This is a genomic window from Sphingomonas sp. M1-B02 (genome assembly GCF_026167525.1).
Taxonomy (GTDB): Bacteria; Pseudomonadota; Alphaproteobacteria; order Sphingomonadales; family Sphingomonadaceae; genus Sphingomonas.
This window is the reverse complement of sequence record NZ_CP110679.1, coordinates 446,103-461,219: the sequence shown is the minus strand read 5'-3', so window position 1 is coordinate 461,219 and position 15,117 is coordinate 446,103. Positions and strand designations below refer to the sequence as shown.

Sequence of the window (15,117 nt, the reverse complement as noted above, 5' to 3'; positions counted from 1 at the left end):
CCTATGCCGCCGCCTGCAACGCCGAGGCGCGGCAGATCAGCACCCGCCCGCTCACGACCTTGACCGGCACCACCGGCGTGCAGCCCTTGTCCTCGCCCTGCGCCGACCCCGTCGCCAGCGCGATGTTCCAATTGTGCAGCGGGCAGGCGACGCTATGGCCATGGACGATGCCCTGGCTGAGCGGCCCGCCTTTGTGCGGGCAGCGATTGACCAAAGCAAACACCTGATTGTCGCCGGTCCGGAACACCGCAATCTCCTCGCCCCCCGCCACGGGCACGGTCCGCGAACCGCGCACCGGGATCTGGTCGAGCCAGCCGATATCTAGCCAGTCTGCGATCATGCCATTCCTCCTTCGGGGCGAAATTCGGCCATGTGCGCGTGCTGGCGCGCATCATCGGCGACGCGCTGGGCCCAGGGGTCTTCCTGGCTGAAGCTTTGCGAGAACAGGAATCGCGCGGCAAGCGCGTCGCGGCCCTCGGCATCGTCGGCGATCCGCGCCTTTATATAGTCGACGCCGACCCGCTCGATCCACGGCGCGGTGCGCTCAAGATAGCGGGCTTCCTCGCGGTAAAGCTGCACGAAGGCGGCGCAATAGTGCATCGCCTCGGCCTCGGTCGCGACCTTGCACAGGAAATCGGTGGCGCGGACCTTGATCCCGCCATTGCCGCCGACCGACAGTTCGTAGCCGCTGTCGACGCAGACCACGCCGAAATCCTTGATCGTCGCCTCGGCGCAATTGCGCGGGCAGCCCGATACGGCGATCTTGAACTTGTGCGGCATCCAGCTGCCCCAGGTCATCCGCTCGATCTTGACGCCGAGCCCGGTCGAATCCTGCGTGCCGAAGCGGCACCATTCGGAGCCGACACAGGTCTTCACCGTGCGGAGAGACTTGCCGTAAGCATGCCCGGAGACCATCCCGGCGGCATTGAGATCGGCCCACACCGCGGGCAAATCCTCCTTGCGGATGCCGAAGATATCGAGCCGCTGGCCGCCGGTGACCTTGACCATCGGTGCGTCATATTTCTCAACGACATCGGCAATCGCGCGCAGCTCGCGCGGATTGGTGATCCCGCCCCACATCCGCGGCACCACCGAATAGGTGCCGTCCTTCTGAATGTTGGCGTGCATCCGCTCGTTGACGAAGCGGCTCTGCTGGTCGTCGATATATTCACCGGGCAGCGCACACAGCAGATAGTAGTTGAGCGCGGGCCGGCACGACGCGCAGCCATCGGGCGTCAACCAGTGGAGCCGCTGCATGACTTCGGGGGTAGAGCGCATGCCTTGCGCCACGATCTCGCGGCGGACATCGTCATGGCCGAAGCTGGTGCATTTGCACATCGTCCTTGGCCCCGCCTCGACATCGTCGCCCAGCGTCAGTGCGAGCAGCGTCTCGACCAGCCCGGTGCACGAACCGCAGCTCGCCGAAGCCTTGCAGCCGGCACGCACCGCATCGAGCGACTTCGCGCCCTTGGCGATGCAGGACACCACCATTCCCTTGGAAACGCCGTTGCAGCCGCAAATCTCGGCCGTGTCCGAGAGCGCCGCAACGGCCGACTTAGGGTCCGCTTGCCCCCCTCCCGAGGCGAAAGCCTGGCCGAAGATCAGCACGTCGCGCAGCTCGGCAATGTCCGCCTGGCGCTTGAGCAAATCGAAATACCAGCCGCCATCGGCGGTGTCGCCGTACAGCACTGCGCCGACGATGCGGTCGTCCTTGACCACCACGCGCTTGTACACCCCGCGCGCGGCGTCGCGCAGGACGATGTCCTCGGCGCCGTCACCGCCCGAGAAATCGCCCGCGGAAAAGACGTCGAGTCCCGCCACCTTGAGCTTGGTCGAGGTTACCGATCCCCTGTAGCCGCTCGGCTTTTCGACAAGACCGTCGGCAAGCGCTCGGCACATGTCCCAGAGCGGCGCGACCAGGCCATAGACATTGCCGTCATGCTCGACGCATTCGCCGACCGCGAGCACCGCCGGGTCAGACGTCACCATATGGTCATCGACATGCACGCCGCGCCCGATCGCCAGCCCGGCCTCGCGCGCCAGCCGCACATTGGGGCGGATGCCGACTGCCATCACCACCAGGCTTGCCGGGATCAGCGTCCCGTCCTTGAGCCGGACGCCCTCGACATGCGTCTCGCCAAGGATCTCGTCAGTGTCGGCGCCGGTCAGGATCGTCTGCCCGCGCGCCTCCAGCGCGGTCTTGAGCAGCCAGCCCGCGGCTTCGTCGAGCTGGCGTTCCATCAATGTCGGCATGATGTGGAGCACGGTGACTTTCATGCCGCGCAGCGTCAGCCCATGCGCGGCCTCGAGCCCGAGTAGCCCGCCGCCGATCACCACCGCATCGCCGCCGACATCGGCTGCCGCGAGCATGCGATCGACATCGGCCATGTCGCGGAAGCTGATCACGCCATCGAGCTTGTGGCCTGGCACGGGGATGATGAAGGGGTCCGAGCCGGTGGCGATGAGCAGCCGGTCATAGCTGACCGTGCGTCCCGATGCCGCCATCACCGACCTGGCCTGGCGATCGATCGAAATGACCGGATCGCTGGTGACCAGTTCGATGCCGTGGTCGCGATACCAGTCATGACCGTTGAGGATGATGTCCTCGAACGCCTTCTCCCCCGCCAGCACCGGCGAGAGCATGATCCGGTTGTAATTCACATGCGGCTCGGCGCCGAAGATCGTCACGCGGTAGCGATCGGGATCGCGCGCGAGCAATTCCTCGACCGCGCGACACCCGGCCATGCCATTGCCGATCACCACGAGATGTTCGCGCCGCGGCGGCACGTCGGGCGATCCGCCCGCCTCCCCGCTCCAGTCGTTCCCCGAAAGCTCCATCTCGCTTGCTCCGAAACGCGAAAAGCCGCCATGCGGAGCACCTTCCGAAGAAGATGCCCGCATGGCGGCTTTGCCAATCACCCTGACCGGAGCCTCGCAGCGTCCGGTCGATGCACCCCCGTCTCCCGTCCCTGGAAGCGGCGGCTATGTCCTGTCCGGGCAGCATTGCCCGACGTCTGCATGATGCGCAGACATGCGCCGCGGTTCAAGCGTTATTTTTGCGCCGCAGCATGGCGGTCAAAATGCCCAGTCGAGTTGTACCCACGCCTTGCGGGTGTCGGTTGCAAATCGATCCGCGTCATACCGGGCATAGCGCAGCGCGAGGGTGTATTTGCCCAGCTTTCCGCTCGCGAGCAGGTCGACCTCGCTGCCATAGCGCCGCGCCAGCCGGTCGCTGTCAAACCGGTGATAGGCCGCCTGCAGCGACACGCCCGTGAACGGGCCAAAGCGCTTCGCGCCATATCCGAACGTGCCGTAAAGATCGTGGATACCCTCCGGCGGCGTGGTCAGGAAATTGTCGGCCCAGCCTTTGAACTTGAACCCGGTGGCGAGGGGCGTCTGGAAGGATGTCAACGCCGCGCCCTCGGCAGCGCCGAGCACTTCATATCCCACGCCCAGCCTGGCCCGGGACACGGTAAGCCCCGCATCCAGCAGATAATAAGCCGCGCGATAGCGGTTCGGATTGCGGCGATAGTCCGACTGGCTCGCCCAGCTCGCCTGATAGGACAGGGACGCCGCCTTGCCGATCAACCGGACCCCCGCCAGCCGAACGCCATAGGTCTGGCTGGAAAGCCGATATCCCTGCACCGCGGCCTCGTCCTGATCGATCAGATAGGCGAACCCGCTGAGGGTGGCCGCGGGCGTCGCATAGCTCAGCGTGGCGAAGATATTGTCGCCCGAGATCGCCCGGGGACGAGCCCCGGCGCCGTCGATGCCCCAGATGGTGCGGACGGCCCAGGCATAGCTCAGATCGGCTCTGACCCGCGGCGCCGGGCGCCATTCGAACCGTATCGCGTCGAAGGTCTGCCCGTTCTGGCGAAAGCCGATCGCGCCGACGAATCGTTCGTCGTCCAGCGCGATCCGCTGCCGGCCCGCCGTCACCGCCAGCGCCTCGTCGCGATAGTGGATCTGCGCGCGATAGAGTGCAATGCTCTGCGGATCGGCGATCAAGGGCCGCGTCGCCGGGCCTTCAAGCCCGTCGAAATAGGCGTCGGCTACTGCAAGATTTCCCTGCACCTCCACCAGCGCGCCAAACCCGCCGCGGGTCGCCGAAACGCCCGCGCGCACGCGCATGGTCACCGCCTCGGCTGTATCGGCCAGCCCCGCCTGATCCACCAACTCGCCGCGCAATCGCGCTTCGATCAGCGGCTTCAAAATAATCGCCTGGGCACAAGCGGGCCCTGCGGTGGCCGCGAGGGCCACCGTTGCTATTGCAAGTTTCATCGAATTTCCCCCGATCAGGCCGGGGCGGAGCATGGCTCCGCCCCGGCCTCAGCTCAGATCCGCACGCCTTCCGCCGCAGCCCAGCTGTTCCGCCACCGCGTCTTCACCAGTGCCAGCCCGGCAAAGGCGACCAGTGCGAGCCCGGCGAAGATCAGGAACCCCGCCTGATAGCTGCCCGTCAACTGCTTCGCGATCCCCAGCGACGAAGCGAGGTAGAAGCCTCCGACGCCGCCCGCCATGCCGACCAGCCCGGTCATCACCCCGATCTCGCTTGAAAAGCGTTGCGGCACCAGCTGGAACACCGCGCCATTGCCCGCACCCAACGCCAACATAGCGAGCACGAACAGCGCCAGGGCACTCGATACCGTCGCCGCGCCGCTCACTCCGGCGAGTGCGAACGCAGCCACGATGAACACCGCGCCCAGCGTCTTCACCCCGCCGATCGCATCGGCGAGAGCGCCCCCCATCGGTCGCACCAGCGATCCGGCGAAGACGCAGCCTGCGGTGCAATATCCGGCTGTGATCGTGCTGAGCCCGAAGCGATCGGTGAAATAGATGGTGAGCGATGCAGCCAGCCCGACGAACCCGCCGAAAGTAACCGCATAGAAAGCCATGAACCACCAGGCATCGGCGCGCTTGAGCGGTTCGAAATAGGCGACTAGCCGCTTGGGCGCGGGCGCCCCCGGCGCATCCTTGGCAAGCAGCATATAGGCGACGAAGACGATCGAGAGCGGAGTGCACGCCAGGCCCAGAACCGCGTTCCAGCCAAACATCTTGGCCAGCGTCGGGGCGAACAAGGCGGCGAACACCGTTCCCGAATTGCCCATGCCCGCCAGTCCCATCGCCTTGCCCTGATGCTCGGGCGGATACCAGCGGCTGGCCAGCGGCAGCGCGATCGCAAAGCTCGCGCCGGCAAAGCCGAGGATGACGCCCAGCACCAGCGTTCCGCCGAAGCTGTTCACCCCCAGCGTCCAGGCCGAAAGCAGCCCGCCGATCACGATCATCTGGCTGATCGCGCCCGAACGCTTCGGCCCGATGCGATCGACCAGCAGCCCGTTGACCACCCGCAGGATCGCCCCGGCCAGCGTCGGCGTCGCCACCATCAACCCCTTTTCGGCTGCGCTGAGCTGCAACGTGGCGGCAATGTCGGGCGCAAGCGGCCCGAGCAGCACCCAGACCATGAAGGCCAGGTCGAAATAGAGGAATGCCGCGATAAGCGTCGGCGTGTGCCCGCTGCTCCAGAATGCCGATTTCGCCCGCACGGGCTTCGGATCGACATCCGCGCCCCCACCGGCATAAGCGAATCCGTCCCGCATAACGTCTGCAATCTTCATCGTCGCGCTCCCCGGTGCCGCGCAGGCACGAAAAAAGCCGCCTCCGATCCGCCGCCCGAAAGCGGTGATCGGACAGCGGCTTTGCTGTCGTCTGATGAAAACACCCGCCGTCCTTGGCAGGCACTTCCGGTGACGCCACCCCGTCCCTGGGCGACCCCTATAGGTTGCGCGGATTGCGCGCCCTTCGCAAGTGCAAAATAATCAACGCTTCTGGCCGGCTTCCAGCGCGTTTATATAAGCCGAAATCGCCTCCGGATCGAAGCTGCGCCCGTCGAAAAAGCGATCCGGTGCAAGGGTTAAGCTGCCCCGATGGCTGCCCGCGCTCAGCGGCTCGCCCAACGCCCCCTCCACCTTCATGCTGGCACCCGGCATCGGCGTCGCCTCCCCGGCAAGCGCCCGCCGGTACAGGTCCGAGCGGAATACATTGGCCGCAGCACGCTCCGAGGCGGGGCTTGCCCCGGTCATTCCCCAGCGCAGGAATTGCGAGTAAATCCACAAGGCCTGGCTGCGCCAGGGGAAGTTCGCTGCGCCGCGGTGGAACACCAAGAAATCGGCGATCTGAATTGGCTCACTGCCCTGTCGCAACGGCAGTCGCCCCGAAAGCGCCTGTGCGATCAGCGCTGCGGGCTGGCCGACATGATGCGGTCGCGCGAGCAATTCCGCCAGCGCATCACGATTGGCCGGATCGTCGCACCACGCGGCCGATCGGGCGAGCGCGCGGACCAGTCGGTCGAGCGTTCCGGGATTGCTCTCGGCCCAGTCGGCGCGGGTCGCCAGAACCTTTTCGACCCCGCGCCGCCAGATCGTCGCCCCCGCCGCGGCGATTTCGCCCAGCCCTTCGTGCACCGCAACGCTGCTCCACGGCTCGCCGGCGATGAAGCCGTCAATCTCGCCCGCGCGCAGCGCCTCGGTCATCAGTGAGGGCGGCAGCACGCGCAACGTGACGTCGCGATCGGGGTCCACGCCGGCAAATCCCAGCCAGTAACGCAGCATCAGCGCGTGGCTGGAAAAGCGGTGGACGATGCCGATCACCGGCTTGCGCCGATGCAGCCCGATCGCAGCCGCGAAATCATGCGCGGTGGCGACGGGATCGTCGATCCGGTTGCGCGGCACGGGATCGAGTGCCGCGGCGAATTCCGAAGACAGCGTCAGCGCATTACCATTATCGTTAAGCTTGAACGGCGCGGCGACTGCGCACGGCGTCTGGCTGAGACCGAGCGTGACCGCGACCGCCAGCGGCGCGAGCAGATGCGCCGCCTGCACCTGGCCATAGACCAGCCGATCGCGCACCGTCGCCCAGCTCGTGTCGCGAACCAGCGAGAGCGCCAGCCCCTCCGCCTCGGCAAAGCCAAGTTCGGCGGCGACCAGGATCGGTGCGCTGTCGGTAAGCGGGAGGAAAGCGATCGAAAGCGGCGTCATCCCGTGCCTCCCAGCAGTCCGGCCGCGGTGATCAATGCCTCGGCAACGTCGGCGATCCTGCGCCCCTGGTTCATCGCGGTGCTGCGCAGCAAGGCATAGGCTTCGGCCTCCCCCAGCTTGCGGCTCTCCATCAGGATGGCCTTGGCGCGATCGATCGTCTTGCGCTCGGCAAGTTCGCTGCGTGCATCGTCGAGTTCCGCCTGAAGCTTGGAAAAAGCATGGAAGCGGCGAATGGCAAGGTCGAGGATCGGCTTCACGCGCTCCTTGCGCAGCCCATCCACGACATAAGCCGAAACCCCTGCATCGATCGCTGCGCCGATCATATGATCGTCTGACTGATCGACGAACATTGCGATCGGGCGCGCAAGCGCCCGGCTTACCGCGAGCATTTCCTCGAGCGAATCACGACTTGGATTGCCGAGGTTCATCAGCACCACATCCGGAGCCATCCGCTCCAGCCGCGCGACGAATGCGCCCTGCGCCAGCACCACTTCAATATCATCGAACCCGGCTTCGCGCAGCCCATCCTCAAGGATGGTCGCGCGCAGGCCGCTTTCATCGATGATCGCGATGCGCAAATTTTTTCCCTCGCAGCCGTGGCGATCTATGCTGCACGTGCGAGAAATCCACAAGGATGACGCGATCCGGCGGATGGCGGCTTTTGGGTTCGAGCCAAGCGTTGCTCAATGACTGCAGTTAGGGCGCAAAGCGGTCGCTGATCGCTTGATGAACGAACGTCCGTTTGCGGGTCATGATCGCCCGAAAGCGGACAGGCAGCTTTCCACCCAGTACGTCCAGCAGTTCTACCTCAACCGATGGCGGCTTTCGGGATCAGCTACAAGCCCGTCGAATGACTGACTATAGGGCGCGAAGCAGCCCTAGGGCAGTTCCGTCCACCAGGCTGGCCACTCTATTTTTTTGGGCGTTCGGGTCGCGTGCAGGACCTCGCGCTGCTCGGGAATCGTCAGCCGACGGTCGCCAAGTCGAGTGAGCGCTAGCTCGACTAGCCACGGTTCGAGGACTCCGCGCGTGGAGGAGCGATAAGGATCAAGCTTCTTCGATATGCCGAGCTTGCGTGTGGCAGGTTCCACGCTGCCAGGGGTGACCGGGCTTATGATGATCACTCGTATCTCTTCCCCGCCAAGTTCTCCTCGTGCGGCGCGCGCTTCTGCGATCGAAGCCAGCGCACTCCGTGCTGCCGCGCTGTCGCCGTCCAGTCCCCGCTTGGCCATTTGCAGCAGGAAAGCCTCGGCGGCGGTGACGCGTCGCTCCACCCCATCCTCCCGAATGGTGACCCTCTGCCGCAGCACGGCGTCATGGGGCGCGCGGCTCCCGCTTCCGCGCGGACGACCCTTCGGGTTGCCGCTCTGGCCCTTCTGGAACCGCGTGGCCTTCGGTGGCTCGCGATAGCCGACCCTCCGTAGGACATCGCCGCCGTCATCCTGGTTACTCATGGCTCGCTCGCCTCTGGCCAAACGATGGAATCGGCATCGCGCGTGCTGCGCCGAACCTCATCGAGGTCGCGCTTGGTCAACACTCTTGCCCCCCGCCTCCTCAGCGCCGCCTTCACCGCCCAAGGCTCCAGCAACAGGTGTCGCTCGGGACTTGGCCAGTCTCGGCGTGACGAATTTGGAGCGGCAACCCCGAGAATTTGCAGCGCGGACTCGATGCTACCGGAATCTGGAAACTCGTGAAGCACTTCGACGGGCTTACGCCGAACCGAGTTTTTGGCGCGACCCACCTTCTCGTGCCGCGCGATCATGCGGTAAATCTCCCGCTGTGCAGCACGATCACCGCCGATCGCGGCCTGGTAGGTTCTCTGCTCGAGCGCTTCGTCGATGGTCATTTGGCGCGGTACGCCTGCTTGCATCACGGTTAGGGTGCGGTCGATGACGATATCGAAGGCAGAACCAGGAGAGGTGATAGGCTGTTTGCGCGGACGCCCCTTCGGATTACCGCTCTGCCCCTTTTGAAATCGACCATGTTCAGGGGGCAGCACGCGCGCCATGCTCAGCGCCCCTCACTCGAAATGAGCGTCGGCGTGCCACCCGTCATCCCGACCCAGCGGTCAATCGCCACATCGACATAAGCTGGATCAATGTCGACACCGCGGAACCGACGCCCGACACGCTCAGCGGCGATCAGGCTCGTGCCTGATCCGAGAAAGATGTCGAGCACCAGGTCACCGCGCCTAGTTACGTCGCAGATCGCATCGGCAACCATGGCGACCGGCTTGACCGTTGGATGGAGCCCAAGGTCGGCGCGCCTGCTGCCGGAGAAGGAGTTGACGGAGGGATAGTCCCACACATTGGTGCGGTTGCGGCCGTGGCGTCCGAGTTCAACTGCGTTAAAATGCGCAGCCTCGCCGACGCGGTAGACAAATATGAGCTCGTGACGCGAACGGTACAGCGATCCCATTCCGGCATTGCTCTTATTCCACACGCACATATTCAGTCGGTCGCCGTATATGCTGGCAGCCACTGCTGACACATCGTCCATGTGCCGCCAGTCCATGCATACGAAGTGGACGGCACCGTTGCGCGACACCTCGGCGCAGGCAGTCAAGGTCTCGGCGAGAAACGTTCGGAACGCCCCCTGGGTCATCTCGCCCGAAGCCATTGCGAATTCGCGGTGCCGGCCTTTGGCATTCGCATGTCCGTTGATCTTCACGTTATACGGGGGATCTAGAAACGCCGCATCAATCGGGTCACTGCCAACGATCTCGCGAAGGAAGGCCAAGTTGCGTCCATCGCCGCATCCCACCTGGTGCTCGCCAAGCAACCAAATGTCCCCGTGACGCGTGCGCGGAGCCACTCGCACCGCAGGAATGATCTCCTCTTCTGGATCGACCCTGCCGTTCAGCATGACGTCGATCTCGCCGGTTGAGAACCCGGTCAGCGTCAGGTCAATATTCATGTCGGGCACGGCCAGTTCGCCGAGCTCGAGTTTCAGAACCTCGAGATCCCAACCGGCCCCGAGGGCAATCTTGTTGTCTGCAAGCCGTAATGCGCGCTTCTGCGGCTCGCTAAGACCGGCGAGCTCAATGGTCGGCACCTCGCCCAACGCCATTTCCTTGGCCGCGAGCAATCGACCGTGTCCGGCGATAAGTTTGCCGTGCTCATCCACCAGGATCGGATTGGCGAACCCGAACTCCCTGATCGATGCTACGATCTGCTCGATCTGTCGCTTTGGATGCGTACGCGCATTGCGTGGATCCGGCACGAGTGACTCAGGGGCGCGATAGAGTATCGCGAGCGGGCGGCCGATGTGTTCAGCGGCGCGAGCGGTAGTGCTTGCCATAGGGGCAGAACATAGCAGATCAGACATGGAACGAAAAGAGCACACCCGCATCGCCGAAATAGGGGTGAGCTGCATGAAAACCTGCGACGGAATGCGACCTCCGGGTGTGGCATTGGGCGGCGCTTCGCCGGCGTCGCAGCCCTTTTGCCTCGTGCGGAAAGAGCCAGTTTCAACGCGCGGCCAGATTACCTGTTATGGAGGGTTAGGCGCCTGATACGGTAAAATAGGATCCCTGTTACGGACGTTCAGTTTCCCTGATTCGTAAATAACAGGATGGCTCAACGCCGGCCAAAAAAGCCTGAGACTTCCAGCATTTAGAGACGCCTCCGGCCGTGGCCTTCGCGATAGACGCCTGTTTTCAGGCCGCATTTGACTATTTTCCCTGTTAATTCGCGCAAAACAGGGATTATCAGGCGGAGACTGGTTCGCGCGTGACTGCCTCGCGCGCCAACAAATCGTTGGGAGGAATTGCTTCTGCTATGGGCTGGCAGGAGCAGGAGGATATCGCGGCCGCTCTGTTCGGCTCGCTCGTTTCGGACGCGCGGCTAGCCGCCGCCTCTCTGAGCTGAGATGCTCGTGATTCGTCGCATTGTTTCGTAAGACTCGCGAGTGCGGCCGCGACGCTCGTCAGGAGCCCATTGTGCGAGACCTTGGTCGAGCGCCGCAGCCGCGTCGCCGAGCTCGGCTTCACCGAACATGGCAGCGGTGCCCGCGAGATTATGGGCCATCACGTTTACAACGCTCACCTCTTCATCGGTGAATCGCCCGCTGCGGATCATCTCGCCCAAGGCCTGGAGCATTTCCCTTCGCCGTGCTTCATAGCGAGCACGCAACGACCCTGCGACGGGCGCAGCTTGAGGCGGGTGGTCGCTATCCAGCGCGACGGCGGCAGCGTGCAGGACGTCGCCGCCCGCAGGAGTGGCGGCTAGATAGCGACGGAGCACCAGATCGAGCGCGTGGGGCTCCAGCGGCTTAGTCAGATGGTCGTTCATCCCGGCCTGCAGGCATCGCGCGAGATGCTCCGGCTGGGCGCTTGCCGTCAGGGCGACAATGGGCACGGTCGCGGCGCGACCCGCTTGCGCCCGGATCGTGCGAGTCGCCTCGAATCCGTCCATGACCGGCATGTGGCAATCCATCAGGATGAGGTCAAAGCGTTGTGCCTTCAAGGCCGCAATCGCCCCGACTCCGTCCTCCGCCAGTTCGACGGCGCAGCCATATTTGGACAGAATGGCAGTCATCAACTCGCGGTTCAGATCGACATCGTCTACCACGAGGACCCGCTTGCCTTCGAGGGACAAGCTCTCCGTACCGGAGACCTCATGCTCGTTGCATTCCTGCACGTCGGCAATGGGGAGCGTCACTTCGAACCAGAAGGTGGAGCCGGCGCCCAGTTCGCTGGCCACGCCGATCTCGCCGCCCATCAGGGTCACGAGCTGCCGCGAAATGGCCAGGCCGAGCCCGGTGCCCCCATAATGGCGGGCGACCGATGCATTCGCCTGGACGAATCGGTTGAAGAGGTTCGCGAGCTTGTCTTGCGCAATTCCGCTGCCGGTATCGACGATCTCGATCCGCATCCGGGCGTCGCTCTCGACGCGATCGAGCAGCCTGACCCTGGTCGTGACGGTGCCGTCGCAGGTAAACTTCACCGCGTTCGAAAGAAGATTTAGGAGTATCTGGCGGAGCCGGCCGGAATCGCCGACGAGCCTGGTGGGCAAAGCGGGATCGATTTCCACCCGCAGGCTCACATCCCGCAGGGCGGCCTGCGGCTCCAGCAAGGAAACGACGGTGGTGAAAAAGACATCCACGTCGAACGGGTTGCAGTGGAGCGAGAGCTTGTCCGCCTCGAGCTTCGAGTAATCGAGCACATTGTCGATCACCCCGTGCAGCGCGATACCTGCACTTTGCACCATGCGGACCCGGCGCTGAACCTCGGGGGCAAGCCCGATGCTCTCGTTGAGCAGGCGCGAAAAGCCGATGATGCTGTTGAGCGGGGTGCGCAGCTCGTGGCTCATATTCGCAAGGAAATGCTCTTTCGAATGCATCGCGTCCTCGGCGGCGAGCTTGGCCGCCGCCAGCGCATCTTCCTGTTCCTTCTGGGCGGTCACGTCGCGAATGACGTCGAGATAGCCGGTGACCGCTTGCGTCTCTCCGTCGCGCATCAAGGCAGGGCTCGACTCCAGCCATACCCATCGCTCCTCGATCTTGTGCCACGCGCGCCAGCGGACGCATTTTCCGGCTTCGCCATTGCGCAACGCCCGGAACGCGGCGCGCAATCCTGGAAGGTCTTCGGGGTGGGCGATGGTGGCCGCCTGCTCGCCCATACGCTCTTCGCTGCCATATCCGATGACGGTCACCGATGACGGCGAGACGAAGGTCGTGCGACCGGCAAGGTCGCTCGTCACGATGACGTCGGTCGAATTCTCCGCCATCAGCCTGTACCGCTGGTCGCTCTCGCGCGCTTGTTGTTCGGCGCGCTTCAATTCGGAAATATCGAGCAGCACGCCGAATGCGCTGACCGCGACGCCGGCGTCGCGCTGGATCGTCCCGCGTGCGAGGATGTGCCGGATTTCGCCGTTCGGCAGCAGGAGGCGATAGCTGTTCTGATAGTCGGTCGCGCCGCTGGCGAGGGCATTTGCCAATGCCTCCGCCGCGTGCTCGCGGTCCTCCGGATGGCGGCGGGCGATCAACTTGTCGAAGCTGGGTGTGTCATGCTCCCGATCGAGATCAAAGATCGTCCAGATCTCGTCGGACCAGGTCATCTCCTGCGTGATCAGGTCCAGGGAGGAATAGCCCATATGCCCGATCTTCTCCGCGGCCTGCATCAGCACGTTCGCCTTCAACGCCTCCCGCTCGGCGCGCTTGAGTTCGCTGATGTCGCGCTTGCTCACGAAGACGCGATGCACCGCGCCGAGATCGTTGCGCAGCGGGACCAGGCGAATATCGAAGATCGCATCGTGCCCGGCGTGAGTGCCTTGCTCGATCGTATGCTGCCCTTCTCCCGAAACGATCGCCGCTTCCAGATCGCGCTGCATCCGCTTCGCGCGCTCGGGCGGAAACAGGTCGCCGAGCCCCTTCCCGCGCCCCGCGGCAACCGGGATTCCAAGCGAGCGCTCCGCCACCTCGTTCATCGTGATCAACGAGAAGCTGTTGCCGTCGACGGCGTAGACGATGTTGATGTCGGAAGAGCTGTCGAATATCCCTTTGAACAGTACTTCTGCCTCCCGGACCGCAGCAGCCGACCGTTCCGCCGCGGCATGGGCGCGGACCAGTTCTTCGGACCGTTCCTGCAGTGCGCGCTGCGCCTCCATGCGGATGGTCACGTCGCGGCAGGCCGAGACGATCTGCGGGGTGCCGTCTTCGCTCGCAACGACGCGGGCGGCGAACTCGATATGGATGAGATCGCCGTTCCCGTGGCGCAAGCGTGTCAGATGCCTGACCGTCGAACCCGGCGGCGCTGCAATTAGCCGCACCGTCGCGCGTCTCATCGGATCGCGCTCCTCGGGTGGCATGAACTCGAAGACAGATTTGCCCACCACCGCGTCCGGAGCATAACCGAGGATCTTCTCGCTCGACGGCGACATATAGAGGCAGCGCCCTTCGATCGAATAAAGCCCCACCATGTCGCTGGCGCTCTCCGCCAACAGCCGATAGCGGTCCTCGGACTCGCGTTCGGCCGACAGATCCTGAACCTGGGCGATCAGATGTTTGGGGGTGCCGTCATTCCCGAGCACCAGCGAGACCGACAGCCGCACCCAGACGACGCGACCGCTCTTGCGGATATATCGCTTTTCCAATTGGTACGAGGGGATCTCCCCGGCGATCAGGCGCCGGAGCAACAGTTCGTCGCCGGCCAGATCGTCGGGATGCGTGATCGTCTGGAAATCGAGCGTCAGCGCCGCTTCGCGCTCGAAGCCGATCAGGTCGCAAAACGCCGAATTCACCTTCATCAGACGGCCGTCGAGCGCCACCAGCGCCATGCCGGTGGGGGCATGGTCGAACGCATTCTCGAACAGCTCGATTTTCGCAAGCCGCTCCGAAATATCCTGGATCAGCGCGGTAAACTGCCAATCTTCGCCGATATTGGTGGCGCTCAGGGCCAGCTCGATCGGAAAGACGTCACCGTTGCGGCGGATCGCCGTGAGTTCGATGCGGCTCCCGATCAATCGCGCGCTGCGGCTCGCCATGAAGCGGGCCAGACCCGCGTCGTGTCCGGCGCGCAATTCGGGCGGGACGATGATCTCGGACATGCGTTGCCCGATCACTTCGTCGGCATTCCAGCCGAAGGTCAGCTCGGCATGGCGGTTCCAACCGCTGATCGTGCCATCCCGATCGATCGTGACGATCGCCTGATGCGCGGTGGCCAGGATGCTCTGGAGCCGTTGTTCGTTGGCTCGCACCGCTTCCTCGAGGAAACGGCGCTCGGCCACGCCGTCTGCCAGGATCTGGCGCGTAAGCTCGGCAGTCGCCTGCTCCGCCGCATGCCGCAGCAATGCTTCGCGACGCAGTTCGGTGGATCGTCTGGCAAACAGTATGAGCGATCCGGTCCCGAAGATAAGCAGAACGGTGATCGCCTCGTCGATCAGCCAGGCTTCATGTCGTTCGGCAAAGGCGACGAGCAGTTCGAACACGTCCAGCTCGAAACAGAGCAGGCCGGAGATTGCTGCCCCCAGCAGCACAAGGATAAGGTCGAAATGCTTCCGCGCGAGTGGGCGCGTCGATGGATGGTCCAGCGTCCATCTCCCTTCGCCCACACCCATGGCGCGCAGCCAATAACAGACGGTGA

10 protein-coding genes are annotated in these 15,117 nt (G+C 64.3%); all 10 read right to left on the bottom strand.

All coding sequences use genetic code 11. From position 1 onward, the window contains the following. Window position 1 precedes the first annotated feature (1 nt). The 10 genes from nirD to OKW87_RS02235 all read right to left on the bottom strand — a co-directional run bounded on the left by nirD (window position 2) and on the right by OKW87_RS02235 (window position 15,010). Entirely contained in the window at window positions 2-340 is a 339-nt protein-coding gene (gene nirD, locus OKW87_RS02280; RefSeq protein ID WP_265541976.1) for a nitrite reductase small subunit NirD, read from the bottom strand. Beyond that, entirely contained in the window at window positions 337-2,838 is a 2,502-nt protein-coding gene (gene nirB / locus OKW87_RS02275; RefSeq protein WP_265541974.1) for a nitrite reductase large subunit NirB, read from the bottom strand. Before nirB ends, nirD begins: the two co-directional genes overlap by 4 nt. A gap of 237 nt (window positions 2,839-3,075) precedes the next feature. Then, the gene (locus OKW87_RS02270) at window positions 3,076-4,281 is read right to left on the bottom strand and encodes an alginate export family protein (RefSeq protein ID WP_265541973.1); all 1,206 of its coding nucleotides are present in this window, start codon (window positions 4,279-4,281) and stop codon (window positions 3,076-3,078) included. A gap of 53 nt (window positions 4,282-4,334) precedes the next feature. Next, complete coding sequence (locus tag OKW87_RS02265; protein ID WP_265543956.1) at window positions 4,335-5,597, bottom strand: nitrate/nitrite transporter; 1,263 nt, start codon at window positions 5,595-5,597, stop codon at window positions 4,335-4,337. 219 nt (window positions 5,598-5,816) lie between these two features. Further along, a complete protein-coding gene (locus tag OKW87_RS02260; protein WP_265541971.1) occupies window positions 5,817-7,034 on the bottom strand; it encodes a CmpA/NrtA family ABC transporter substrate-binding protein in 1,218 nt (405 codons plus the stop codon). Continuing rightward, the gene (locus tag OKW87_RS02255; RefSeq protein ID WP_265541970.1) at window positions 7,031-7,612 is read right to left on the bottom strand and encodes an ANTAR domain-containing response regulator; all 582 of its coding nucleotides are present in this window, start codon (window positions 7,610-7,612) and stop codon (window positions 7,031-7,033) included. Before OKW87_RS02255 ends, OKW87_RS02260 begins: the two co-directional genes overlap by 4 nt. A 300-nt stretch (window positions 7,613-7,912) precedes the next feature. Further along, a complete protein-coding gene (locus OKW87_RS02250) occupies window positions 7,913-8,488 on the bottom strand; it encodes a DUF5681 domain-containing protein (RefSeq protein WP_265541968.1) in 576 nt (191 codons plus the stop codon). Continuing rightward, window positions 8,485-9,042 carry a DUF5681 domain-containing protein gene (locus OKW87_RS02245; protein WP_265541966.1) on the bottom strand — a complete coding sequence of 186 codons (558 nt, stop codon included), beginning with the start codon at window positions 9,040-9,042 and terminating at the stop codon, window positions 8,485-8,487. Before OKW87_RS02245 ends, OKW87_RS02250 begins: the two co-directional genes overlap by 4 nt. Before the next feature lie 2 nt (window positions 9,043-9,044). Then, a complete protein-coding gene (locus OKW87_RS02240) occupies window positions 9,045-10,334 on the bottom strand; it encodes a site-specific DNA-methyltransferase (RefSeq protein ID WP_265541964.1) in 1,290 nt (429 codons plus the stop codon). A 545-nt stretch (window positions 10,335-10,879) separates the two neighbouring features. Then, a complete protein-coding gene (locus OKW87_RS02235) occupies window positions 10,880-15,010 on the bottom strand; it encodes a PAS domain S-box protein (RefSeq protein WP_265541962.1) in 4,131 nt (1,376 codons plus the stop codon). Window positions 15,011-15,117: the final 107 nt, after the last annotated feature.

Coding starts and splice junctions, on each gene's coding strand:
- OKW87_RS02260 (WP_265541971.1), bottom strand. CDS start 7,034: ATGACGCCGCTTTCGATCGCTTTCCTCCCGCTTACCGACAGCGCACCG.
- OKW87_RS02270 (WP_265541973.1), bottom strand. CDS start 4,281: ATGAAACTTGCAATAGCAACGGTGGCCCTCGCGGCCACCGCAGGGCCC.
- nirD (WP_265541976.1), bottom strand. CDS start 340: ATGATCGCAGACTGGCTAGATATCGGCTGGCTCGACCAGATCCCGGTG.
- OKW87_RS02250 (WP_265541968.1), bottom strand. CDS start 8,488: ATGAGTAACCAGGATGACGGCGGCGATGTCCTACGGAGGGTCGGCTAT.
- OKW87_RS02240 (WP_265541964.1), bottom strand. CDS start 10,334: ATGGCAAGCACTACCGCTCGCGCCGCTGAACACATCGGCCGCCCGCTC.
- nirB (WP_265541974.1), bottom strand. CDS start 2,838: ATGGAGCTTTCGGGGAACGACTGGAGCGGGGAGGCGGGCGGATCGCCC.
- OKW87_RS02245 (WP_265541966.1), bottom strand. CDS start 9,042: ATGGCGCGCGTGCTGCCCCCTGAACATGGTCGATTTCAAAAGGGGCAG.
- OKW87_RS02265 (WP_265543956.1), bottom strand. CDS start 5,597: ATGCGGGACGGATTCGCTTATGCCGGTGGGGGCGCGGATGTCGATCCG.